22 protein-coding genes are annotated in these 22630 nt (G+C 57.7%); 13 read left to right on the forward strand and 9 right to left on the reverse strand.

Going from position 1 to position 22630, the window contains the following annotated elements:
• Positions 1–113: 113 nt before the first annotated feature.
• The 3 genes from ELB75_RS07120 (at position 114) to ELB75_RS07130 (ending at position 1166) form a co-directional block, all read left to right on the forward strand.
• A complete protein-coding gene (locus ELB75_RS07120) occupies positions 114–308 on the forward strand; it encodes a hypothetical protein (RefSeq protein WP_126983322.1) in 195 nt (64 codons plus the stop codon).
• Positions 301–717 carry an energy transducer TonB gene (locus ELB75_RS07125; RefSeq protein ID WP_126983323.1) on the forward strand — a complete coding sequence of 139 codons (417 nt, stop codon included), beginning with the start codon at positions 301–303 and terminating at the stop codon, positions 715–717. Before ELB75_RS07120 ends, ELB75_RS07125 begins: the two co-directional genes overlap by 8 nt.
• Positions 718–836: 119 nt before the next feature.
• A complete protein-coding gene (locus ELB75_RS07130; protein ID WP_126983324.1) occupies positions 837–1166 on the forward strand; it encodes a helix-turn-helix domain-containing protein in 330 nt (109 codons plus the stop codon).
• Positions 1167–1303: 137 nt separating this feature from the next.
• Here ELB75_RS07130 and tldD read toward each other — a convergent pair whose 3' ends face one another.
• Positions 1304–2755 carry a metalloprotease TldD gene (tldD, locus tag ELB75_RS07135; protein ID WP_431306058.1) on the reverse strand — a complete coding sequence of 484 codons (1452 nt, stop codon included), beginning with the start codon at positions 2753–2755 and terminating at the stop codon, positions 1304–1306.
• 444 nt (positions 2756–3199) lie between these two features.
• Here tldD and fabI point away from each other — a divergent pair, with 444 nt between their 5' ends.
• The 5 genes from fabI (at position 3200) to ribD (ending at position 8825) form a co-directional block, all read left to right on the forward strand.
• Positions 3200–3988 carry an enoyl-ACP reductase FabI gene (fabI, locus tag ELB75_RS07140; RefSeq protein ID WP_126983332.1) on the forward strand — a complete coding sequence of 263 codons (789 nt, stop codon included), beginning with the start codon at positions 3200–3202 and terminating at the stop codon, positions 3986–3988.
• 167 nt (positions 3989–4155) lie between these two features.
• On the forward strand, positions 4156–5784 hold the full coding sequence (locus tag ELB75_RS07145) for a YdgA family protein (protein ID WP_126983333.1): 1629 nt from the start codon (positions 4156–4158) through the stop codon (positions 5782–5784).
• A gap of 66 nt (positions 5785–5850) precedes the next feature.
• Complete coding sequence (locus ELB75_RS07150) at positions 5851–6246, forward strand: GCN5 family acetyltransferase (RefSeq protein ID WP_126983334.1); 396 nt, start codon at positions 5851–5853, stop codon at positions 6244–6246.
• A gap of 282 nt (positions 6247–6528) precedes the next feature.
• Positions 6529–7560 carry a Holliday junction branch migration DNA helicase RuvB gene (gene ruvB, locus ELB75_RS07155; protein ID WP_126983335.1) on the forward strand — a complete coding sequence of 344 codons (1032 nt, stop codon included), beginning with the start codon at positions 6529–6531 and terminating at the stop codon, positions 7558–7560.
• 170 nt (positions 7561–7730) lie between these two features.
• Positions 7731–8825 carry a bifunctional diaminohydroxyphosphoribosylaminopyrimidine deaminase/5-amino-6-(5-phosphoribosylamino)uracil reductase RibD gene (gene ribD / locus ELB75_RS07160; RefSeq protein WP_126983336.1) on the forward strand — a complete coding sequence of 365 codons (1095 nt, stop codon included), beginning with the start codon at positions 7731–7733 and terminating at the stop codon, positions 8823–8825.
• A gap of 434 nt (positions 8826–9259) precedes the next feature.
• Here the strand turns inward: ribD and ELB75_RS07165 are convergent, their stop codons facing one another.
• The 6 genes from ELB75_RS07165 to ELB75_RS07190 form a co-directional block, all read right to left on the reverse strand.
• Positions 9260–10603 (reverse strand): DUF58 domain-containing protein, encoded by a 1344-nt coding sequence (locus tag ELB75_RS07165; protein ID WP_126983337.1) that lies wholly within the window; start codon positions 10601–10603, stop codon positions 9260–9262.
• A gap of 9 nt (positions 10604–10612) precedes the next feature.
• Positions 10613–11617: an AAA family ATPase gene (locus ELB75_RS07170; protein ID WP_126983338.1), complete on the reverse strand. Its 1005-nt coding sequence runs from the start codon at positions 11615–11617 to the stop codon at positions 10613–10615.
• A 150-nt stretch (positions 11618–11767) separates the two neighbouring features.
• The gene (locus tag ELB75_RS07175) at positions 11768–13135 is read right to left on the reverse strand and encodes a DUF4350 domain-containing protein (RefSeq protein WP_126983339.1); all 1368 of its coding nucleotides are present in this window, start codon (positions 13133–13135) and stop codon (positions 11768–11770) included.
• On the reverse strand, positions 13132–14691 hold the full coding sequence (locus tag ELB75_RS07180; protein ID WP_126983340.1) for a DUF4129 domain-containing protein: 1560 nt from the start codon (positions 14689–14691) through the stop codon (positions 13132–13134). The genes ELB75_RS07175 and ELB75_RS07180 overlap by 4 nt, the downstream gene beginning before the upstream one ends.
• Positions 14688–15668, reverse strand: coding sequence for a stage II sporulation protein M (locus tag ELB75_RS07185; RefSeq protein WP_126983341.1), 981 nt, complete (start codon positions 15666–15668; stop codon positions 14688–14690). The genes ELB75_RS07180 and ELB75_RS07185 overlap by 4 nt, the downstream gene beginning before the upstream one ends.
• Positions 15665–16441 (reverse strand): RDD family protein, encoded by a 777-nt coding sequence (locus ELB75_RS07190; protein ID WP_126983342.1) that lies wholly within the window; start codon positions 16439–16441, stop codon positions 15665–15667. Before ELB75_RS07190 ends, ELB75_RS07185 begins: the two co-directional genes overlap by 4 nt.
• Before the next feature lie 385 nt (positions 16442–16826).
• Between ELB75_RS07190 and mscL the strand changes: the two genes are divergently transcribed.
• On the forward strand, positions 16827–17258 hold the full coding sequence (gene mscL, locus ELB75_RS07195) for a large conductance mechanosensitive channel protein MscL (protein WP_064090708.1): 432 nt from the start codon (positions 16827–16829) through the stop codon (positions 17256–17258).
• 166 nt (positions 17259–17424) lie between these two features.
• Here the strand turns inward: mscL and radC are convergent, their stop codons facing one another.
• Positions 17425–18117 carry a RadC family protein gene (radC, locus tag ELB75_RS07200; protein ID WP_126983343.1) on the reverse strand — a complete coding sequence of 231 codons (693 nt, stop codon included), beginning with the start codon at positions 18115–18117 and terminating at the stop codon, positions 17425–17427.
• Between the two features lie 276 nt (positions 18118–18393).
• Here radC and hfq point away from each other — a divergent pair, with 276 nt between their 5' ends.
• From hfq to argS, 4 genes are all read left to right on the forward strand, one after another.
• Entirely contained in the window at positions 18394–18654 is a 261-nt protein-coding gene (gene hfq, locus ELB75_RS07205; RefSeq protein WP_064090710.1) for an RNA chaperone Hfq, read from the forward strand.
• Between the two features lie 106 nt (positions 18655–18760).
• The gene (locus tag ELB75_RS07210; protein ID WP_164726923.1) at positions 18761–19459 is read left to right on the forward strand and encodes a 5'-methylthioadenosine/adenosylhomocysteine nucleosidase; all 699 of its coding nucleotides are present in this window, start codon (positions 18761–18763) and stop codon (positions 19457–19459) included.
• Between the two features lie 97 nt (positions 19460–19556).
• Positions 19557–19949, forward strand: coding sequence for a fluoride efflux transporter FluC (locus ELB75_RS07215; RefSeq protein ID WP_126983345.1), 393 nt, complete (start codon positions 19557–19559; stop codon positions 19947–19949).
• A 44-nt stretch (positions 19950–19993) separates the two neighbouring features.
• Positions 19994–21712, forward strand: coding sequence for an arginine--tRNA ligase (gene argS, locus ELB75_RS07220; RefSeq protein WP_126983346.1), 1719 nt, complete (start codon positions 19994–19996; stop codon positions 21710–21712).
• Positions 21713–21882: 170 nt separating this feature from the next.
• Here the strand turns inward: argS and rpiA are convergent, their stop codons facing one another.
• Positions 21883–22551, reverse strand: coding sequence for a ribose-5-phosphate isomerase RpiA (gene rpiA, locus ELB75_RS07225; RefSeq protein ID WP_126983347.1), 669 nt, complete (start codon positions 22549–22551; stop codon positions 21883–21885).
• Between the last annotated feature and the right edge of the window lie 79 nt (positions 22552–22630).

The raw sequence follows: 22630 nt of genomic DNA on the forward strand, positions 1-22630 counted from the left end.
ATTACCTAATTTCTACCAAACATACAATATTTGCCTAAAAATGTAAACAGGTAATTAAATATTTACCTAAATAGGCCTATATTCCATTACCTAAAAACCACAGGGAAACCCAAATGGCACGAGTAGGCACAACAAGCTACAACATCAAAATTGATAAGAAACTGAAAATTGAAAGACTTGCAATGGAAGCTAGCCTAAAAGTAGGCAGAACCATCAAATGGACGGAACTCATGGACATTCTTGTTACCGAATTCGGCAAAGATGCCCAAGAGATGCTGATTCATCGGGAGCAGGAGAAAAATGCGTAATCCAACGCTCATACTGGTAGCCTTGGCTATGCTGGCCGCAGGCTGCACCCGGCAGGAAGCGCAGAACGCCTACCGCCAAAGCGCCCAATCCGTGACCGAAGGCATTCAGGAATTCACGTTCAGCGGCAAAAGCCGCGAAGCAGAGCCGATAGGTTCGATTCAGGCTGAATACCCTGAATCGGCACGCTATCAGGGGCAGGAAGGTACAGTTTGGCTCGTAGTGAAAACCAATGTGCTCACCGGACCACCGCAAGAAGTGAAGCTGGGCAGGACGAGCGGTTTCAAATCATTGGATGATGCGGCGATTGCGGCGGCCAAGCGCCACCGCTTCCGCCCGGCACTGTCTGCAGCAGGAATGATGATTGAATCTGAAATCGACGTGCCCGTAGATTTCTACCTGAAACGTTAGGCTACCTGAAAACTCTTTCAGGTAGCCTTTTTGAATACTGCGCAGACGCTCACTCTTACGCATCCGCGCATTAAACGTCATAATAACAAACTATTATTTCATAATACTTTGTTATTATTATGTTTAATGCCACACAGTGGCTGGACTTGTACAAGTTCCATGCCTGCATTTATTCGGACTATCAACTAGCCAAACGTTGGAAGGTACCGCCGACCTACATCAGCCAGTATCGAAAAGGACGGTTACGCCTGCCTTTAGCCTTGATATTAGACGTGGCGGAAGTCGTAGGGGTCGAACCTTTGGAAGTCATTGCTTCGCTGGAGTATCCGCGAGCAAGGGAAAATCATCAGGCACGAATTAAGCGGGCTTATTTCGATGCGCTGATGAAAACAGTAGTTGATAGAATGGCCGCACAATATCAATCGGGATACCTTCGATATAAACGTTAGTTCGTATAATGTATATTATGTAAAATTATATATAGCAGCAATCAAATGAACTGAATAGCTGTTGAGCAAATATACCTTTCACCGTTATATATAAAGGCTACCTGAATCCCTTTCAGGTAGCCTTTATTGCCAAGCCGTCAAACAGTTTCGCTGCCACCAACAGTTAATCCGGCATCGATGCGCAGTGTGGGCTGCCCCACACCCACGGGCACGCTCTGGCCTTCTTTGCCGCATACGCCGATGCCGCTGTCGAGCGCCATGTCGTTACCAATCATACTCACATGTTTGAGTACTTCAGGCCCGCTGCCGATGATGGTGGCGCCTTTCACGGGGTATTGCAGCTTGCCGTTTTCCACCCACCACGCTTCGGAGGCGCTGAATACGAATTTGCCGCTGGTAATGTCCACCTGCCCGCCGCCGAAGTTCACGGCATAGAGGCCTTTTTCAATTGAAGCGATGATTTCTTCCGGCTCGCGGTTACCGTTTTGCATGAAAGTGTTGGTCATGCGCGGCATGGGCGTGGCGGCGTAGCTTTCACGGCGGCCGTTGCCGGTTACCGCCATGCCCATCAGGCGGGCGTTGGTTTCGTCTTGCAGGTAGCCGGCCAGGATGCCGTCTTCAATCAGCACGGTTTGGCGGGTGGCGTTGCCTTCGTCGTCCAGATTGAGCGAGCCGCGCCGCAGCTCGATATTGCCTTGGTCCACCACGGTTACGCCTTTGGCTGCCACGCGTTCGCCCAAACGGCCGGCAAACGCGCTGGTGCCTTTGCGGTTGAAATCGCCTTCCAGCCCGTGCCCCACGGCTTCGTGCAGCAGCACGCCCGGCCAGCCGCTGCCGAGCACCACGGTCATGCTGCCGGCGGGTGCGGGGCGTGATTCCAGGTTGACTAAGGCCTGTTTTACCGCCGCCTCCACATAACTGCGCAGCCGCTCTTCGCTGAAATAATCCAGCCCGTGCCGCCCGCCGCCGCCGAAGCTGCCCACTTCGCGCCGCTCGCCCTGCTTGGCCACTACGGTAATGCTCAGGCGCACCAGCGGGCGGATATCGGCGGCGGTGATGCCGTCCAGCCGCACCAGATAGATTAAATCGTGTTCGCAAGTCAGCCCGGCCATCACTTGCACGATGCGCGGGTCGGCAGCTTTGGCCAGCTGCTCTACACGGTTGAGCAGCGTCACCTTGGCAGCAGAGTCTAAGCTGGGAATCGGATTGTCCGGCGTATAGAGTGCAAGCTGCTGGCGGCCAGCTGAACCAGCCAGCTTAACTTGCCGCGCCTGTCCCGCCGCGCCGATGGTGCGTACCGCTTCTGCCGCCTGCCGCAATACGGCCGGGCTTAGGCTGTCGGCATAGGCAAACGCAGTTTTCTCGCCCAACACCGCCCGCACGCCCACACCTTGATCAATCTGAAAACTGCCGGATTTCACCATGCCCTCTTCCAAATGCCAGCTTTCATAGGCGGTGCGCTGGCAATAGATGTCGGCATAGTCCACTTGATGGGTAGAAATGGCAGATAAAGCACGGGCGATTTCGTCGGTGCCCAGTTGGTTGGCGTGCAACAGTTGTGTGGAAACGGTGGAGTGCGTGGTGTTCATGGCGTTAAAGGATTGAAAACGAAAGTCGGGCGGCATTATATAACGGCTGGACAGTCGCTCGTATTTCCTGTTGCTAGGATTGTGAAAATAAATTGTACCCATGCGTATTGATAAAAATATTTTCTATTTAAATATTGATAACAATTATCGTTTGTGTATAATAGCCATACCCCTCTCTTACGGGGCATAGCTGAAGAAGCTATATCTACCCAATTCCACAGGAGTGCGCCTAGCGAAACCAATTGCTTAACATCCCAATACTCAAAACCGAAAAGTTGAAGCCCGCTGCCGAAAACAGCGGGTTTCGGCTATTTATAACGCCCGTAAAACAGCGCCGGATTTACTCTGCTAATCTAAATTAAGCTATAATGCCCCGCTTTTGGGCGCAGGCTACCTGAAAACCAAACAGCCTGCACACAGACAACTTCCCCGAGGACACGAAAAATGGGCTTTTTGCAAGGCAAAAAAATCCTGATTACCGGCATGATTTCCGAGCGTTCCATTGCCTACGGCATCGCCAAAGCCTGCCGTGAACAAGGCGCTGAGCTGGCGTTTACCTATGTAGTAGACAAATTGGAAGAACGCGTGCGCAAAATGGCGGCCGACTTCGGCTCCGATTTGGTATTCCGCTGTGATGTGCAAAATGATGCTGAAATTGAACAAGTATTTGCCGACCTGGGCAAAAAATGGGATGGTCTCGACGGCCTGGTGCACGCTATCGCCTTCTCGCCCAAAGAAGCCCTCAGCGGCGATTTCTTAGACAGCATCAGCCGAGAAGCCTTTGAAATTTCACACGATGTTTCCGCCTACAGCCTACCTGCACTGGCCAAAGCAGCCCGCCCGATGATGCGCAACCGCAACAGCGCCATCCTCGCGCTCACCTATCTGGGCGCCGTGCGCGCCATCCCCAACTACAACGTAATGGGCATGGCCAAGGCCAGCTTGGAAGCCGCTATCCGCTTCACTGCCGCCTGCGTCGGCCCCGAAGGCATCCGCTGCAACGGCATCTCCGCCGGCCCGATTAAAACCCTGGCTGCCGCCGGCATTGCCGATTTCGGCCGCCTGCTCAACCACGTTGCCTCACAAAATCCGCTGCGCCGCAACGTAACCATCGAAGAAGTGGGCAACACCGCCGCCTTCCTGCTGTCCGACCTCTCCTCCGGCATCACCGGCGAAATCACCTATGTGGACGGCGGCTACAGCATCAACGCCCTAAGCGGCACCGGCGTCTAGTTCCCCACCCGATTTAGCCCGTTAAGGGCACACAGGCTACCTGAAAACAATTTTAACGAAAGTAAAAATCCGTTTTCAGGTAGCCTCTTGCTTGCCCAGCACCAAGACAGTGCCCCGTTTTGGTGTTATCCTTGCGCTTTCCTAATATCACGCATTTTGGTTGTTGCATGAAAAAACTCCTTTGGCTGTTCTCCGGCCTCATCCTGCTGCTGGCCGCCCTATTCCTCGGCGCGCCCTACTATCTCGGCATCAAAGCCGAACAAAGCCTGAACAAACAGCATGAAATCCTAAGCCACACATCCTTCTTGCAAGTCGAATCCCGCCGCTACGAACGCGGCTGGTTCAGTTCGCACGAAACCACCGTGGTGCGCTTCAAGCCCACCTTCCTGGCACAGCTGCAAGACAAGCTGCCCGACAACATTAAAACCATCCTCACCCAGCCCATCACGCTGGAGAGCAACATCAAACACAGCCTGTTTGCCAACGGCAGCATGCCCGTGCGCGCCGTGGTAGACACCGAATTCGTTTTCCAGCCCGAAAGTCGCGAAATACTGCAACGCTTCTTCGGCAGCCAAGCCCCCGCCAGCCTGCGCAATGTGATCCAACTCAACGGCAACGGCCGCCTCACTTGGCAGGTGCCCGCTTTCAAATACCAAGAGCTCTCCGGCATCGCCATTAATTGGCAAGGCCTCGAAGGCAGCACCGACTACGCCAAATACTTCACCGAATACCAAAGCAGCCTGAACAACCCCGGTCTCACCATCACCCTGGCCGACAAAGGCAGCGTTTCCTACAAAAACCTCCAGCTGCACACCGAAACCCGCGAAGGCAGCCACAACCTTGCCCTGGGCAGCAGCAAGCTCACCCTCGGCCAGGTGGAAGTGGAATGGAAAGACAGCATCAACTACGACATCCGCCTTAACGATGTGCTGAACATGGTGTCCGACCTGCAAATCGGCAGCTTCATCAACCCCTATGGTCAAGTGCCGCCTGCCAAAATCACCCTCAACGATCTGCAAATCGAAACCCGCATGGATCAAGATGGCCGCTGGGTGAACACCGAAGGCAAATTCGGCTTCGCCAAACTCAACTACGGCAGCGACAACTACGGCCCGCTGGCCATCCACGTGAGCGCCGAACACCTCGATGCCGAAAGCCTCGCCGCGCTCAAAACCCGCCGCGACCAGCTCATCACCCAGCGCCTCAGTGACGAGCAAATGCGCGAAGCCCTGCTTGCCGCCCTGCGCAACGAAGCCGCCGGCCTGTTTACCAACGATCCCGTTATCCGGCTCAAACAGTTCGACCTCACCACCCCGCAAGGCATGATCAGCGGCAACGGCGAACTCAAATTTAGCAGCCTCACCACCGCCGATTTGAGCAACATCGACAATCTGCTTGCCAAAACCGACGCCGATTTCCATATCGCCGTACCGCAGCAAGTGATCGAACGGCTCACCGCCGCCCAGGCCAAAAACTACATCAGCGTCGATCCTTCCCTGCCCGATGCCGACCACGAAATCCAAGAAGCCGTGCGCCTGTGGCTCGACAGTGTGCTCGAAAGCATGGCGCGGCAAGGCTACCTGAAAATCGACGGCAAGCAAATCGTGAGCACCCACATCGTGATGCGCAACAAAACCTTCAGTATGAACGGCAAACGCATCGAATCGCAAGCCGATGAAAACCTGTTGCCCGACAGCTCCCTGCCTGCCGATTCCAGCGCCCCGGCCACCCCGGCATCCGCACCTGCTGCCGCCTCGGCCGCTTCCGCCCCGCCGAAGGGCGCATCTGCCCCCTAGCCCAGCAACAGAAGGCTGCCGTTTCAGGTAGCCTTCTGATTATTTTCCAAACAAGCGCCGCACAAAATGAGCCAGCCGCCCTACCCGCCCGCCGCCTATCCGGAAAAAGTAGGCACCTACCCTGCCCTCTGCCATTCCAGCGGCGGCTATTTCTACGACGACGTGCTCGAATACCGCGTATGGTGCCATCCCGAGCGCGGCGCCCCCGATTTATATGAAGGCGATGACTACTTCCATGCCTTCGCCACCCATGCCGAAGCCCTCGCCTTTGCCCAAGGGCAGCCCGGCAGCGAAGCCCCGCTCATACTCGTCCGCCAGCAAGAATATATCGACGAACCCCAGCCCGACACCTTCATCCGCCGCACCGGCGAACGCATCACCGAATGGCTGCCGGAATGGCTGGAAAACAGCCGGCGCCAGCCCGGCTCAATCGAAGCTTTCCTCGCCCAACAGGCTACCTGAAAGCAAACGAACTGAGCGCCAGCAAGGCAAACGGCAAGCCAAATAAATTTCGCTAAAATGCAACCGGACACAGCAATATAATTTTCAGGTAGTCCACCTGCTTCTCCCCCGCCTTCCCAAAAGGCTACCTGAAAACGAAGCGAAGCGGAGTTTCTGCGAAGCTAAAACGAAGCGAAGTTCCTGCGGAACTAATTGTCAAAACCAAGGCAGTGCTGCTGTAAAGACCAAACAAAATCGCAATCAAATTAACCCACTAAGGCTACCTGAAAACCCCTTCCCATCATGCTCCACACCGATTCCCTCACCGCCGCCGAACCCGAACGCCTCATCACCGCCCGCCAGGTTTCCAGCCAGGAAGAGCAGCTCGAACGCGCCCTGCGCCCCAAAACCCTTGCCGACTACATCGGCCAGACCAAAACCAAAGAGCAGCTCGGCATCTTCATCCAAGCCGCCAAAAAGCGCGGCGAAGCCCTCGACCACACCCTCCTGTTCGGCCCGCCCGGCCTGGGCAAAACCACTCTCGCTCACATCATCGCCAAAGAACTCGGCGTCAACCTGCGCCAAACCAGCGGCCCCGTGCTCGAGCGCGCTGGTGACCTCGCCGCCCTACTTACCAACCTCGAGCCGCACGACGTACTCTTCATCGACGAAATCCACCGCCTCAGCCCCGTGGTGGAAGAAATCCTCTACCCCGCCCTCGAAGACTACCAGCTCGACATCATGATCGGCGAAGGCCCCGCCGCCCGCAGCGTGAAAATCGACCTGCCCCCCTTCACCCTCGTCGGCGCCACCACCCGCGCCGGTATGCTCACCAATCCCCTGCGCGACCGCTTCGGCATCGTCTCCCGCCTCGAGTTTTACAGCAGCGCCGACCTCGCCACCATCGTTTCCCGTTCCGCCACCCTGCTGCAAATGAGCCTCGACGACACCGGCGCCTTCGAAATCGCCCGCCGCAGCCGCGGCACCCCGCGCATTGCCAACCGCCTGCTGCGCCGTGTGCGCGACTACGCCGAAGTGAAAAGCAACGGCCGCGTAGATGCCGCCCTGGCCGATGCCGCCCTGCAAATGCTCGATGTGGACAACGAAGGCCTCGATATGATGGACCGCAAATTCCTCGAAGCCGTGCTGCACAAATTTGCCGGCGGCCCCGTCGGCCTGGACAACATAGCCGCCGCCATCGGCGAAAGCCCCGACACCATTGAAGACGTAATCGAACCCTACCTCATCCAACAAGGCTTTCTCCAGCGCACCCCGCGCGGCCGCGTGGCCACCGAACGCAGCTACAGCCACTTCGGCCTGCCGTTTCAGCCTTGAAGGCTACCTGAAAGCATCGGCATCTTTTTAGCTTCGTAGAAACTCCGCTTCGCTTCGTTTTAGCTTCGCAGAAACTCCGCTTTGCTTCGTTTTCAGGTAGCCTTTTTGCGGTTTCAAGGCTACCTGAAAATTTCATGTAACCCATTTCTCCTATTCATTCGCTACTCAACATGCCCCAATTCTCCCCCGCCGACCACGCCCTGATGCAGCAAGCCATTGCCCTTGCCCGGCAAGGCCGTTTTTCCACTTCGCCCAATCCGCGCGTCGGCTGCGTGATTGCGCAGGGCGGGCAGATTGTCGGCCAAGGTTTCCACCTCAAGGCCGGCGAGCCGCATGCCGAAGTGCACGCCCTGCGTCAGGCCGACAGCGCCGCGCAAAGCGCCACCGCCTACGTTACCCTCGAGCCCTGCGCCCACCACGGCCGCACCCCGCCCTGCGCCGAAGCCCTGATCCGTGCCGGCGTGCGCCGCGTGGTGGCCGCCATGCAAGACCCCAACCCCCTGGTGGCGGGCAAAGGGCTGGCTATGCTTGAAGCCGCCGGTATTCAGGTAGCCTGCGGCCTGATGGAACGAGAAGCACGGCAGCTCAACCGCGGCTTTCTCTCCCGCATCGAACGCGGCCGCCCGTTTGTGAAGCTGAAAACCGCCGCCAGCCTCGACGGCAAAACCGCGCTTGCCAACGGCCAAAGCCAATGGATTACCGGCGAAGCCGCGCGGCACGACGTGCAAATCCAGCGCGCCGAAAGCTGCGCCGTGCTCACCGGCATCGGCACCGTCCTGGCCGACAACCCGCGCCTCACCGTGCGCGACTTCCCCACCCTGCGTCCCCCGCTGCGCGTGCTGCTCGACAGCCGTCTGCGCCTACCCGCCGGCAGCCATTTGCTCGACGGTAGCGCCCCCACGCTCATCTACACCTTATCCGACCGCCCAGCACCCGACGGAGCGGCTGAAATCTGCCGTTTGCAGGCCGATGCCCAAGGCCGCCTCAGCCTGCATGCTGTGCTGGCCGATTTGGCCGCGCGCGGCATCGGCGAGCTGATGCTTGAAGCCGGTGCCACGCTGGGCAGCGCGTTTTTGGCGCAGGATTTGGTGGACGAAATCATTTGTTACCAAGCGCCCAAACTGCTCGGCGGCACACAGTCGCCCACCCTGTTCAGGCTACCTGAAAACCCCGCCGCCCTCAGCCGCGAGCCCGATTGGCACACCGTGAGCATCGAGCAGCTGGGCGACGACATAAAATGGGTGCTGCAACGACGGCGCGGCTAAGTATCTGCACATCTTCCCATCTCCGGCTTTCATTTTCCTGCCAGGCAAACCTGCGGTCGGTTTCGTTGCCAAACAATCCCACCGCCTGCTGAGGAAGAACAGATTGGCAGCACAAAACAGCTTCTTCTCTGAGGCTACCTGAAAGCGCTAAGAGGCTACCTGAAAAAGAATTTCCACTTTTCAGGTAGCCTCTTTTGGTTTTTCACACATAGGCAAAATACCCCCGGTGTTGCTGCCGTACTTCCTCTTCCCCCACTGTTGGCGTAAACCAAGCGAATTTTTGCAGCACTGTTGTTTTGCCCTGCCGTCATCCCATGCTGTTTGCCGTATGCCGCTTATTCCGTAATTTCCATATATCCGAAAACACCGAGAGGCTACCTGAAAAACGAATGTCCATTTTTCAGGTAGCCTCTGGTATTTTCGGGCACTCCCCATTACCACGCCTGGCGGCGTTTGAGCTGGAGGTAGCGGTTGATGAGTTCGGTGCTCAGTTGGTTGGGCAAAACATTGATGGCGTTGATGCGGGCGGCATCGAAGTGGCGGATGGCTTCGGCCACGTGGCTTTCGTATTGCAGGGCGCCGAGGTAGGCTTGGGCGTCTGCTTCGTTGCGCACGGGCTGTTGGCGCACTTCTTCGGGGGCAAGCGGGCGCAGGCCGCCGAATAAAACCATGTGGTGTTTGCGCAGGCGCTGGATGTGTTGCAGCAGGTGGCGGCTGTCTTCGTGGTTCAGGTGGGAGAGCACCACCACGAGGGCGCGGCGTTTCTGCTTTTGCAGCAATAAGTTCACAGCGCTTTCAAAATCGGCAGCCTGCTGCGAGGGCTCGATATCGAACACGCCCTGCACCAGGCGGCCGAGCTGCTCCATGCCCTTGTGCGGCGGCACGAAGCGGGCCACGGGATGGGCGAAGGTGAGCAGGCCGACGGCGTCGCCGTGCTTGAGCGCGGTGTAGGAAAGCAGCAGCATGGCCTGCAGGGCATGGTCGAAATGGCTTTTGCCTTCCATTTGCAGGCGCATATTGCGGCCGCAGTCGAGCAGGAAGATGAGCTGTTGGTCTTGCTCGTCTTGATAGGTGCGCACGATGGGGCGGCTCATGCGGGAGGTGGCTTTCCAGTCGATATTGCGGATGTCGTCGCCGTCTTGGTAGTCGCGCAGCTGGTGGAAGTCTTGGCCGAGGCCTAGGCGCGGCAGTTTTTTCACGCCCACGAGGTTGAGCCAGCGTTGCAGGCCGATTAAATCGGCACCGAGGATGCGGCTGAAATCGGGCAGCACGTCCACTTTGCCGGGCAGCTCCTGCCGATGCCGCCGCTGCCACAGGCCGAGCGGGCTGGCGAGCCAGTATTCGATGCCGGCAAATTCGGCACGGCCGCGCCGGCGCGGGGTGAGCCGGTAGCGGATGGTGGAAAGGCGGCCGGGCAGCGTGTCGATAATCAGGTGCGGGGTGTCGGTGTCCCAGTCGGGCGGAAACAGGTCGGCCACCAGGATGGTTTGCGGCTGCCGCCAGCGGCCTTTGGCAGGCGGGGTGAGCGTGAGCTCCACTTCGTGCGGCCGGCCTTGGATAAACTGATGCGGCAGGCTGCGCTCCCAGTTCGGCTCGGGCTGGCGGCGCTGCCAGAAGGCATCAACCAGCGCGGCCAGGGCGAGCAGGAGGGCGAGGCCGCCGGCGATGTATTGGACGATGCGGCCGTTATCTGCATTCAGGTAGCCTGCCAGCCAGCCGGCGGTGCACACGGCAACGAGGGCGGCAAACAGCAGCACCAGCAGTCTGGATGGTCTCATGGGCAGGCCTTACAAGCGCGGGGCGGGCACGGAGGCGGCCAGTTCGTTCAACACCTGCTCCACTTGGATGCCTTCCATTTCCATTTGGGTGGAAAGGCGCACGCGGTGGCGCATGGCGGGCAGCCAGATGGCTTTGATGTCGTCGGGGGTAACGAAATCGCGGCCGGCCAGCAGGGCGTAGGCGCGGGCGCAGCTGATGAGGGCGATGCCTGCGCGCGGCCCGGCGCCCACGGATAAGGCAGGCCAGTCGCGGGTGGCGGTCACCAGGCGCACGGTGTAGTCGATAATCTGCGGATCGACGCCCACCTGCGCCACCAGTTTTTTCAGCTGCTCGATCTGCTGCGGCTGGAACACGTGCGCGGGCTGGCTGCCGCTGAGCAGGTCGTTGTTGCTGCTGTTGATGACGGCATTCAGCATGCGTGCTTCGTCGGCCGGGGCGGGATAGCCGATCATCACTTTGAACATGAAGCGGTCGAGCTGGGCTTCGGGCAGCGGATAGGTGCCTTCCTGCTCGATCGGGTTTTGCGTGGCCAATACCATAAAGGGGCTGGGCAGGTGGTGGGTGTGGCCGTCGAGCGTTACGCTGCGCTCCTGCATCACTTCGAGCAGGGCGGATTGGGTTTTGGCCGGGGCGCGGTTGATTTCGTCGGCAAGCAGAAGATGGGTGAACACCGGGCCTTGGCGCAGCTCGAAGCGGCTGTTTTGCGCATCGTAGCGGTAGTGACCGGTCACGTCAGACGGCATCAGGTCGGGAGTAAACTGGATGCGGCGGAATTCGCCGGCGAAGGTTTGCGCCAGCGAGCGCACGAGCAGGGTTTTACCGGTGCCCGGCACGCCTTCGAGCAGCACGTGGCCGCCGGCCAGGAATACGGTGAGCACTTCGTCCACCACCTGCTGTTGGCCGATGAGCACTTCGTTTAACCGCGTGCGCAGCACTTGAATGGCGCGCACGCCCTGCTGGATGGCGGGGTTGGCGCTGGTTTGTCGGGGCTGGGAGAAATTGATGTCCGTCATCGAATCATCCTTTTGCATTGTGTGTTTCGTTGGTTAATCGGAGGTTTGGGTTTCAGCTAGCCTGCGGTTTGGAAAAGGCTACCTGAAAAATAGGTTGGTTCGGGCTACCTGAAACATGGTGCTCATCTTTTCAGGTAGCCTTCAACCACGCTAATACCACGAGCGGTTTATCTTATGCACGATGCGCTGGTGGGCGGCGATCATTTGCAGCCACTCCACCAAATTGACCTGTTCCGGTAGGGGTCGTAGCCAGGGTTCGACCACGGAGGGCGGCAGTTTGGTTTGGGCGCACAAAAACTCCAGCTGTTTGCGGCTGCCCATCTGCTTCCAGGCCGGGTGGCGCTGTTGCAGGGCTTCGAGCAGGCGGCGCTGCATATCGCTGAGGATGGCGCGGCGGCTCAGGTGGCGGGTGAGGAACTGGCCTTGTGCGAGCAGGTGCTGGTTCAGGTAGCGCTCCGGCGCAGGCGGCAGTTGTTGCACCACGCCCACGCGGACGATGATGCGCCACAGCAATACGGCGGCAGCGACCAGCACAACGGCAAACAGTATGGGCTGGGCTTTCAGCATTTTCCACAGCATCGGCTCGGCGTCGTTATAGCTGGACGGGTAAACCTTCTCGGCCAGCAAGATGCCGTCTTTCCCTTGAGCCAGATAAACGGCAAGGTAGGGGTGGTCGTAGAGGGCGAGGTGGTTGCGGTCGATATCGGGGCTGCTCGGGTTGCCCAGCCAGTTTTCGTTCCAAGTGAGCAATACGCTGCCATTGCCGTAACGCACACGGATGGTCTGCACGGCGCCGTAGGCATTTTTACCTTGGAACATCACCAGCTTGCCGTCTTTTGCCGCCCAGCCGTTGTCGGAGCTGTACTCAGAGCCGGTGAAGGTTTCAATGGTGGCGCCCTCGGGCAGTTGGATGCTGCTCAAGCCGGCGTTGCAATGCTGGTCAATCTGCAAAGCAACTTCGTCGCCAACTTGGCGGGCGGCTTCGCGGCGCTGCTCGGCCGCCTTCACGCAGGCGGGCAGGTTAGGCAGGGTTTTGCCGTCGGTTTCCTCCAGTTCCACGGTGCCGACTTTCAACTGGCGCAGCATGGTTTGACGGAAGTTTTGCGTATCTTCATCATCTTCCGTCTCTTTTGATTTATCGTCTGCTTTCAGCGGATTGTCGCTGGCATAGCTGGGCAGTGCCATCACCAGGTGGTTGCCGCGCCCCACCCATTCCAGCAGGCGTTCGGCATCTTCCTTATCCCGCATGCGGTTGTCGGCCACGATCAGCAGGCGGTTGTTATCGTAGGAATTGAGCTTTTCCAAGCCAAACATGCTGCGCTCATGTTGGATATTTTCCACGCCGTACCGGGTGAGCATGGTTTTCAGGGCGTAGAGCGAGCCTTCGCGCATTTCCTGCTGCGGATCGAGCGACTGCCAGGTTTTGCTTTCCTGCTTAGAAAGCCCGGCAACGGCAATCAGGCCGCCGATAAGCAATATGGCGGTCAGGCCGATGAGGATGGAACGAAGGTTTTTCATGCCCTACCCTCCCCGGCGGCACGCAGGCTACCTGAAAATTCCTGTTCCCCGCCGGCGAACACTTGGCGGTATTGGCGGCACAGGCTGTGCACCGCTTCGCGTTTGGGCAGGCGGTGGGCATAGGCCAGCGCCACCCAGTTGTCGGTGAGCGGCTGCCAGTAGTCCAAAAGCTGAGGCTGGCGCTGACGCACGCGTTTGAGCACCTGGCCTTCGGTATCGCTGCTGCGCAGCGGCAGGCCGTGGCGGCGGCTGATTTGCGAGAGGCTGGCACGGTAGAGCAGGCTCATGGCGGCGCGCGGATCGCGTTCGTATTCGGCCAACACGGTGGAAGCCACGTCTTTGGGCAGGCTCTCGGGCGTAATCTTCATGCCGAACAGGGTTTCCGGCACTTCTTCGCCTTGGTTCAAACCGAAACCGAAGCCGCCGTTGGCCCGATACCAACGGTATAAAATCCACAACACCAAGGCCAACAATAGGACAATTAGGGCATACATCAGGCCGTTAAACCAACCTGGCGAAGGAGCCTTTATATCAGGCATATCCGGCAGGCTGCGCTGCTGTCGAGTGTTATCTTCCTTGCCGCATTTGATCCAGCAGTATTCAGTTTGGGTTTTAATGCTTTGAAACGGCGCTTTGCGCAGGGTGTTATCACGGATTTGCTCCACCTTTTCCCGGCTGGGCAGTGGCTCGGCATGCAGGCTACCTGAAAAACCGAAGCCGATAAACACGGCCAGAGCCAAGGCCCATAAGGCGCTGCTGCTGCCCAACAGGCGGTCTTGGATTTTGCGGGCGGCCAGGCGGATATCCCAGCCTTCGGCCTTGGTGCGGGCGTTCAGATAAAGCGTGAAGCCGCAGGCCACATAAATCGGCCCCCAAAAGCACAGCAGCAGCACATAAATACCGTTGAGCAAATGCTGGAAAAGCATGCCCTGACCGGAAGAGACCAAAGTCTCAATCTGTTCTAAAGCCTCCATGGAGCGAGCCCCGCCAAACGGACCGGCTACGATGTTTTGCGTCGGATCGCCCACCCACAGCCAAAACAGCATCGAGAGCAGGCCGAAGGCAAGGATAGACTCCAAATGGATGCCGAAAACCGCTAGCCAGCCGGCTGCACCGCCGCTTTGGCGCGATAATTCGTTGCAGCGGCGCTGGTAGGCCTTGCCGCTTACCCCTTCCAACAGCGTAACCGGCAGCACCAAGCTGCGGCGCAGGCTGAACCGCCGCCAAGTCAGATCGCCAATCAGGCGCGGCCGCCACATCTGCCGAAACGCCGTGCGTATGCATTTCCGGTATGGCGGCAGCGGCTCGAACACCTGCTGCGACATCAGCCACAGCACCGGCGCTTCGAATAACGGCTTGAGCCACCAAACAAAAAAACCGCCCCATTCAGGCTGCTGCCAGCACAAAGCCAGCACCAGCGCATACACCGGCAGCGACAGGGTTGCCCATACCGCCATATACAGCGCCGGCCGCTCCTGAAACAGGCGCGTACCCAAATCTAAAGCCTCCCAGCCGCTGCGCGGGCGGAAATTGAGGCGGGTTTCCCAAATATTCATGCCGCCCTCCTGCCTGCATACAGCAGATAGGCATACACTAGAAGCCACATCACTATGGAAACAATATATTTTAAAATCATCGGAATACTGGTAATCGGCGACCAAAAGCCTTCAATAAACGCGGCAATAAACAGCATCAGGAAGCCGCCGTTCATCAGCCCCACCGCCTGTTTGCCCTGAATGCGCAAGGCATCGCGCCGCGACAAACCCTGCGGTTTGAGCAGCGCCAAGCCCAGCCGCAATCCGCCTGCCGCCGCCATCACGATACCGGTGAGCTCGAACGCGCCGTGCGCGCCCACAAACGAGAAAAAGGCCGGCCCGGCGGGGTCGCGGGTCATATAGCCCATTGCCCCGCCGATTAGCCAACCATTCATCACCGTAAGGTATGCCGTGCCCAAACCGAACAGAATGCCGCTGGCAAAACTTTGAAATGCAATGCCGATGTTGTTGAAAATATAGTAGCCCGCCATGGCAAAGTTCTGCCACGCTTCGCGGTTGGTGCCGTCGGCATACTGCTCCATCATTTCTTTATAGTTCTCAGCCAACATCGGCCCCTGGTTCAGACCGCCGATTTTGTCCACGCTCTCCGGCACAAAAGCCGTGAGTAAAAAAGCCACGATAAACGGCAGGTAAAACAGCGCATGCGCTAGCCACACCAGTTTTTTCTCGCGCCGTACCAGCTGCGGGAAACCTTGCATTACGAAATCACGGAAGCGCACCCACAGCGATACCTGCTGCCCCACATACAAAAGCTGGTGCGCGCGTTCGCACAGATATTGCAGATAATCGGTAAGGCCGCCGGAATAGCAGCGGTCGGTGGCCACCGCCAAATGATGGCAAACCGTGCGGTAGTCCTGCATAAACAAAGCGGTTTTCTGCGCACTCAGGCTGCCGCGCCGTTTTTCCAGCTGCTGCAAATCCTGCTCGAACGTGCGCCAGAACGCCTGATGTTGTTCTTCAAAAAACAGTTGCCTCACGCCGCCTCCTTCCGCTGCTCACCGGCATAATATTTGGCCAAGCCCAAAATCAGCCGCTCGGCGCTGCGTTCGTCTTCCTGTTGGCCGAAAATCGCCCCCACCATCATTTGCGCCAATTCGCCGGTGCGCGCCGCGCTCAAATGGCGGCGGCGTTCCACAAAGCTCAAAATTGCCTGCTGCTCCTCACGCGTGAGCGCCACGGGCGGGGTAACCGCTTCGATATTGCCCAAATCCATGCGCTCGGCCTGCCCGCGCGTTTTATCCACATACACCACCACTGTAGAAGCCATGATGTCGCCCAAGCGGCGGCCGTAGGGGTTGCACAGGCCGCAGATCATGCCGATGCCGTAGAAAAAAGGCAGGCTGTCGAACACGCGCAGCAGGTTGCGCAGCAATGAAGCCGACCAGGAAATATGCGTGCCGTTGTCGTTGATCACGCGCAGGCCGAAAATTTTCTTACCCGGCGTCTGCCCGTTCCAGCACACTTCGAACACCACGAAATACAGCCACAATGTGAAAAAAATATTCACAAACAGCAGGAAGAAAAACAAGCCTTTAACTGCACTGTTACCATCACCGTCGTTAACCGCACCGGAGAAGATAAAGCTGATCAACATAGAGGAAAGGATGATCCAAATGCCGCGCAGGATGAAATCGACAAACCAGGCGCGCGAGCGGGCGAATACCGAAGCCGGACGCAGATAAATATCGATGGCTTCCGGCGTTTCCACTTTAAGCAGGGTGTCCAGTCGCGAGAGAATGGGTTCAGACATAATGAAAGGTTTGCCAAACGAAATGAACGATGAGACAAGAAAACGCCGAACTTTGCCCGAAAGACGGGTGTTTGGCAAGCCCTAAGAAAAACAGAAATACGGCTACGGCTGATTTTCTTGTATGCAAGAGGCTACCTAAAAACAAAATGGCCGCCCTTCTGCAATCTTAATAAAAGCAAACCAACACAACTTATTATTTTAGTGATACACCCATGTTTAACAGATAAACTGACATATTCTGCTAATAAACAACATTAAAATCAAACAATCTGCCCATTTTCCAGCCATTCGCCCGCAATTAACAAAATTTATCCGTTACACATCAAGACGGCGGCGGCTAAAACCATTATCATGCCGCCCTTTTAACCATTCTAAGGAAACACACATGGCATTACGCGACGAATTCAAAGCATTTATTATGCGCGGCAACGTAATCGACCTTGCTGTCGGTATGGTAGTCGGCACCGCCTTCTCAGGCATCGTCAAATCATTGGTAGATGACGTGATCATGCCGCCCATCGGCCTGATTTTGGGCGGCGTAGACTTCTCCAACCTGTTCATCACCCTGAAATCGGGCGCCAACGCCCCTGCCGACGGCTACGCCACTTTGGCCGCCGCACAGGCCGCCGGTGCGGTTACGCTCAACATCGGCCTCTTCATCAACACCGTAATCAGCTTCCTGATCATTGCCACTGCCATCTTCGCCGTAATCAAAGGCATCAGCAAACTGCAAAAACCCGCTCCGGAAGAAGCTCCCGCCGAGCCTTCCGAAGAAATCCTGCTGTTGCGCGAAATCCGCGATTCGTTGAAAAAATAATCGCTATTACGATGCAAAAGGCTACCTGAAAATTTTCAGGTAGCCTTTACTCTTGCCATCGCACCCAATCATCCCAACCCCTTTTCTTAACTAGAAAGGCTACCTGAAAACGGGCTTGGCAAGATGGCTGCGAAGCCAAGAGTATCAAACGGCCTTTAGCCGCCATTCAATCCGTTTCCCATTCCCGCAGCCAGCCGTTTGCCGCAAACGACACCGCCCGGTTGCCCGCCACGATAAAATGATCCAGCAGCCGCACGTCCAGCAGCGCCAACGCCTGCTGCAATTGTCGGGTAAAGGCCAGATCCGCCTCGGAAGGCTCGGCCGAGCCGCCGGGATGGTTGTGCGCGATAATCAGCGAAGCCGCATGATAGTGCAGGGCAAGTTTCGCCACTTCGCGGATATACACCGTGTTTTCCGCCACCGTGCCGCGCGACAGCTCCTGAAAGGCAATCAGCTTATGGCTGCTGCTCAACAGCATCGCCACGCTCACTTCCACCGGCTCGTGCGCCAGTTGCAGCACCAGATAATCAGCCACCGCATCGGGCGAATCGAAAGCCGGGGTGTCGCGCATTTCCTCGGCCAGCAGGCGCCGCCCGATTTCCCGCACCACGGCAAACTGGCAATACGCCGCCTCGCCCATGCCCTTATGCTGCGTCAGTTCGGCGGCAGGCGCGGAAAACAGTCGGTTGAGTGAGCCGAATTCCTGCAGCAGGTAACGCGCCAAATCCACCGCGCTCATCCCCTGCGTGCCCACCCTTAGCAGGATGGCCAGCAACTCCGCGTCGCTCAATGCCCCCGCACCGCGATGCAGCAGTTTCTCACGCGGCCGCTCGTTTTCCGGCCAATGTTTGATGCCCATCTTAACGTTTTCCTTTGCGTGTGTGCGAAATGCCGGATTATACAGGAGCGGCACGATACCAAAGGCTTATAAACGAATCCGCCGGAGAGAGCATTTGACCTGCCTCATAAAAAGAACTTTACGCTTCCATAGCTTGCGTAAAAGGGTTGGAAAAAGCCGTGCCAAACGGCTACAATTCGCCACCTTTTCAGTTTTCGGCCGCCCCGTCCGGAGAACACCCCGCCGGGAAGGTTACCTGAAAAAGTTTGAACAAAAATAATCGGAGTGAAATAAACTATGGCAACCAAAGGACAAATGTTACAAGATCCTTTTTTGAACGCACTGCGCAAAGAACACGTGCCGGTATCCATCTATTTGGTGAACGGCATCAAACTGCAAGGACAGGTAGAGTCGTTTGACCAATATGTGGTGCTGCTGCGCAACACTTCGGTAACGCAAATGGTGTACAAACACGCGATTTCCACCATTGTTCCGGCACGCGCCGTGAGCCTGCAGCCGCCCGCCGAGCAGAAACCTGCCGCCGAAGCCGAGCAATAAGCAGGCATCCCCAGCGCACTGGCTGTTGCTCACAGGCAGTGCGTTTTTGCTATCCATACGCCGCCCGCGCCCATTGCCCGTGCAGGCGGTTTGATAAGAAGAACCCATCATGCCCCAAACCATCGCCCTCATCGGCGCCATGCCGCCGGAAATCTCCCTGCTTCAAGAGAGCCTGCAAAACCTGCGCAGCGAACACCTGGCCGATTTCGATATCTACTGCGGCGAATACGCCGGTAAGAACGTCGTATTGGCCTTAAGCGGCATCGGCAAAGTGAACGCCGCGCTCAGCACCGCCCTGGTGCTGCAGCACCGCCCCGATTTCGTCATCAACACCGGCAGCGCAGGCGGACTGGGCAGCGGGCTGAAAGTGGGCGACGTGGTAATCGGCACGCAAACCGCGCACCACGATGTGGACGTTACCGCCTTCGGCTACGCCATCGGCCATGTGCCGCGAATGCCCGCGCGTTTCGAATCCGACCCCGCCCTGTGCGCCGCCGCCGAAAAAGCCGCCGCCGCATTCGAACACGCCGCCGTGCACCGCGGCTTAATCGTGAGCGGCGACCAATTCGTGCACAGCAGCGAATCCGTGGCCGAAGTGCGCCGCCATTTCCCCGACGCGCAGGCAGTGGAAATGGAAGCCGCCGCCATCGCCCAAAGCTGCCACCGCTTCGGCGTGCCGTTTGTGGTGGTTCGCGCCATTTCCGACCTCGCCGACGAAGAAGCCGACACCAGCTTTGAAACCTTTTTGAAAACCGCCTCCGTGCATTCGGCCAAAATGGTATTGCAGCTGATTGAAGCGCTTTAAGGCTACCTGAAAAATTAAACCGGCATAAAAACAAACGGCTACCCGTTTAGTACAGCGCAGCCATACCGTCCGCCTGCCGCCAAGAGGCTACCTGAAAATGCACCCGTCTTATAGCCAGCCCGCTCTGATTGCCGTCGGCGCCGCCATCGGCGCCTTGTTGCGTTGGCAACTGGGTTTGCGTTTCAATCCGCTGTTTGCCCAATTCGCTTTCGGCACTTGGCTGTCCAACCTGCTCGGCTGCCTGCTGGCCGGTGCGGTATTGGGCTTACTGTTGGCCGGCAAGCCGCTTGCCCAGCCGCTGCAAAATGCGCTGGCAGTGGGCTTCCTCGGCAGCCTCACTACCTTTTCCGCGCTCTCCGGCGAAGTATCCGAACGCCTGCTGAATAAGCAATGGCTGCCCGCCGGCCTGATTCTGGCGCTGCACACCATATGCGGCATCGCCGCCACCCTGCTGGCCGCCGCTGCCGTGCAACGTTTAATCAGAAACTAAATCACAGATTTTTTTATCGTTTATCTACCCAAGCTGAAAACATCATGAACTTATCCCACCTCCTCAACCGCGAAGCCGAACAGGCCTTTGCCGCGGCCGGTATCAAAGGCGCGCCGGTAGTATTGCAACCGGCCAAAAACCCCGAGTTCGGCGATTTCCAAATCAACGGCGTGATGGGCGCTGCCAAGCAGCGCAAACAAAACCCGCGCGAGCTGGCGCAGAAAGTGGCCGACGCGATGGGCGGCAACGGGCTGATTGCCTCCGCCGAAGTGGCCGGCCCCGGCTTCATCAACCTGCGCCTGAACCCGCAATTTTTGGCCAAACAAGTGCACGCCGCCCTGCAAAGCGGCCGCCTCGGCGTGGCGCAGGCCGCCGCACCGCAAACCATCGTCATCGACTACTCCTCGCCCAACCTGGCCAAAGAAATGCACGTCGGCCACCTGCGCTCCAGCATCATCGGCGACAGCTTAAACCGCGTCCACTCCTTCCTCGGCCACCGTGTCATCGCGCAAAACCACGTGGGCGACTGGGGCACCCAATTCGGCATGTTGGTGGCCTACTTGGTGGAACAGCAGGCGCAAAACGAACATTTCGAACTGGCCGACCTGGAGCAGTTCTACCGCAATGCCAAAGTGCGTTTCGACGAAGACCCGGCCTTTGCCGACACCGCGCGCGAATACGTGGTGAAACTGCAAGGCGGCGACGAAGCCGTGCTCGCACTGTGGCGGCAGTTTGTGGAAATATCACTGCAACATGCCGAAAAAGTGTATGCCAAACTCGGCTTGCTACTCACACGCGAAGACGTGGCCGGCGAATCCAAATACAACGACGACCTGCAACCCGTGGTAGACGACTTAATCGCCAAAGGCCTGGCCGTGGAAGACGACGGCGCGAAAGTGGTCTTCCTCGACGAATTTAAAAACAAAGAAGGTGAACCTGCCGCTTACATCGTGCAGAAAAAAGGCGGCGGTTTCCTCTATTCCACCACCGATTTGGCCTGCATCCGCGACTACGTGGGCCGGCTCAAAGGCAACCGCCTGCTTTATGTAGTCGACCACCGCCAAGGCCTGCATTTCGGCCAACTATTTGCCACTTCCCGCCTGGCAGGCTACCTGCCCGAAAGCGTACAAGCCGAATTCATCGGCTTCGGCACCATGATGGGCAAAGACGGCAAACCCTTCAAAACCCGCAGCGGCGACACCGTGAAGCTGGTTGAACTGCTCGATGAAGCCGTAGAACGCGCCACTGCCTTGGTGAAAGAGAAAAATCCCGAACTGGACAATGCCACCGCCGCCCAAATCGCCCGCAGCGTCGGCATCGGTGCCGTGAAATACGCTGATTTGAGCAAAAACCGCACCAGCGACTACATCTTCGATTGGGACAATATGCTCTCCTTCGAAGGCAACACCGCCCCCTATTTGCAATACGCCTACACCCGCGTGCAAAGTGTGTTGAAAAAAGCCGGCGAATGGAGCCGAACCGAACAACCCGTGCTCACCGAGCCCCTGGAATGCCAGCTTGCCGCCGAGCTTTTGAAGTTTGAAGACGTGCTGCAAACCGTGGCCGACAGCTCCTACCCGCACTATCTCGCCGCCTACCTCTACCAAGTGGCCACCCTATTCTCCCGCTTCTACGAAGCCTGCCCCATCCTCAAAGCCGAAGGCAGCGTCCGCAACACCCGCCTGCAGCTGGCCGCCCTCACCGGCCAAACCCTGCAAACCGGCCTCAATCTCTTGGGCATTGATACGCTGGAAGTGATGTAAGCCTCAACACTGCCGCATGACAAACAGGCTACCTGAAAGTTTTCAGGTAGCCTGTTTTTACGGCTGTTTGATTTTCAGGCAGCCTATGGAAACCATAGGGGCTACCTGAAATTTCTTGCGCGATACAGCGGCACAACGACGCTGCCTTGTCTGATATGGGTAGGAAGCAATCAGCCGCCGATTTTAATCACCTCCGCGCCGCCTTCACGGCCGATAATCAGTACGTGGGCGGGATGGCGGGCGAACAGGCCGTTTTCCACGATGCCGGGAATGCGGTTGAGCTCGTCTTCCAGTTTGAGCGGCTCGTTGATGGGCATATCGTGCACGTCGATGATTTTGTGGCCGCTGTCGGTGGTGAAATTCAAGCGGAGCTGTGGGCTGCCGCCGTATTTGAGCAGCTGGCGCGATACCAGCGAGCGGGCGGCGGGGATGATTTCGATCGGCAGCGGGAATTTGCCCAGCCGGGAAACGTATTTGCTTTCATCTACGATGCAGACGAATTTTTCGGCGGCGCTGGCCACGATTTTTTCGGCCAACAGCGCGCCGCCGCCGCCTTTAATCATTTGCAGGCTGTGGTTGACTTCGTCGGCGCCGTCGATATACACGGACAGATCGTCCACCTCGGTAAGCGGCACTTCGGGGATGCCGTGTTGTTTTAAGAGTTCGCTGGTGGCTTTGGAGGTGGAAACGGCGCCTTTGATGCGGATGCCGCTATTGGCCAGTTCTTCGATGAAAAAGTTTACGGTGCTGCCGGTGCCGATGCCGATGTAGGCGTTTTCGGGCACGAATTCGAGGGCTTTTTTGGCGGCGGTGCGTTTGAGTTGGTCTTGGGCGGACATGGGTTCTCCTTGGATTGTTGTTTCGGCGGCGCGGGAAAGCAGCCGATGTTTTCAGGTAGCCTTATTCTACTATGCGGGC

It is taken from the genome of Eikenella corrodens (genome assembly GCF_003990355.1).
Taxonomy (GTDB): domain Bacteria; phylum Pseudomonadota; class Gammaproteobacteria; order Burkholderiales; family Neisseriaceae; genus Eikenella; species Eikenella corrodens_B.